Annotated in this window: 1 pseudogene; it reads right to left on the minus strand. The window is 76.2% G+C overall.

The features are described from left to right. Positions 1 to 100 precede the first annotated feature (100 nt). Positions 101 to 1,456, minus strand: a pseudogene (locus A9X01_RS31970) (PE family protein); the annotation flags it as partial.

A 1,456-nucleotide genomic window follows, 5' to 3' on the forward strand; every position in this document is an offset into this window, starting at 1 on the left:
GCGAAAGCCCCTGATTCGTACCGAATCAGGGGACTTTCGCGTCTGCTCGCCCCACCCCCGGGGCCACCCGACTGGCGCAAGGCGTTGCAACTAGATGCAACTAGCCGCCGTTGCCGCCAGTCCCGCCGGTCACCGCGGCGGTGCCATTGAGAACGACCGTGTCGAGGGCGGCACCACCGCCACCGCCGCCACCCATGCCACTGCCGCCGCCCGCACCGCCCCCGCCGTTCGTGGCACCGGTGCCGCTGGCGGCACCACCAACGCCGTTGCCACCGCCGGTACCACCGGCACCGCCCGTGGGGTTACCCGATGGGTAGGACGAGTGGACGTCGCCCCCGTCACCACCCGCGCCTCCGGTGCCGCCGAGGATGCCGCCGCCTCCACCACCGCCGCCAGCGGCACCGGCGACCCCCTTGCCGGTGAGGAAGGCACCCGCGCCGCCGCTGCCGCCCCCGCTGCCGGCACCGTCGGCTCCGGTGCCACCGGTTGTGTTCATGGGCCCCAGAGTGGCAACAAAGGCTGCGCCGCCGCCACCCCCGGCACCGCCGAAGTTACCGGTGGTGCCCGGGCTGCCGGTGCCGCCGCCACCGCCATCGCCGCCGTCACCGACGATGGGCTGCGAACTGGGGCTGGTACTCAGGACGGCCGTACCTCCGGCGCCGCCGTTGCCACCGTTGCCCCCGAAACCGCCGCCGCTGCTGTTGCCGCCCAGGCCGCCGTCACCACCGCCGCCACCGGCGGCGCCCGCCTGGATATTCGGGTTCAGCGTGTTGACGGTGGCGTTGCCGCCATGGCCGCCGTGGCCGCCGGCGCCGCCGGTCGGGCCGACCCCGCCGGTGCCACCGTTGCCACCGTTGCCGGCGGCCAGGTTGACGTTGTCGGGTCGGCTGGTGAACACGGTGCCGCCGTCGCCACCGTTTCCGCCCCTGCCCCCGATGCCGGCAAGGCTGACGCCGCCGTCACCGCCGTTGCCGCCGCTGCCGGAGCCGTGGGTGTCGCTGCCGCCGCCACCATCACCGCCGGCACCACCGTCCCCGCCGGTGCTGCCATTGCCACCGGTGCCGCCATTGCCGCCGTGGCCGCCGACGCTCGTGGTCCCGGCGGCGCCACCCGCACCGCCGGCACCGCCGTCGCCGCCGACGCCGCCGAGCATGGCGGTACCGCCGTCGCCGCCTCTACCGCCGATACCGGCAGCGGTGACGCCGTTGTCGTTGGCGCCGGCACCGCCCACGCCGCCCTGGCCACCACTGCCGACCGCACCGCTGTTGCCGTCGGCGCCGCCGAACAGGCGGGTGGCGAGGCCGCCGGCTCCGCCCAGACCTCCTTGGCCACCTTGACCGCCGTTCGTGCCGTTGAGAGCGCCGGCCACGCCGGCCACACCGGCTCCGCCCATCAACCAGCCGCCGGCGCCGCCGATACCGCCGGTGCCGCCGCCGAAGCCGGCCCCGCCCGGGCC

Origin of the sequence: Mycobacterium asiaticum (assembly GCF_001668675.1) — a bacterium.
GTDB classification, from domain to species: domain Bacteria; phylum Actinomycetota; class Actinomycetes; order Mycobacteriales; family Mycobacteriaceae; genus Mycobacterium; species Mycobacterium asiaticum_D.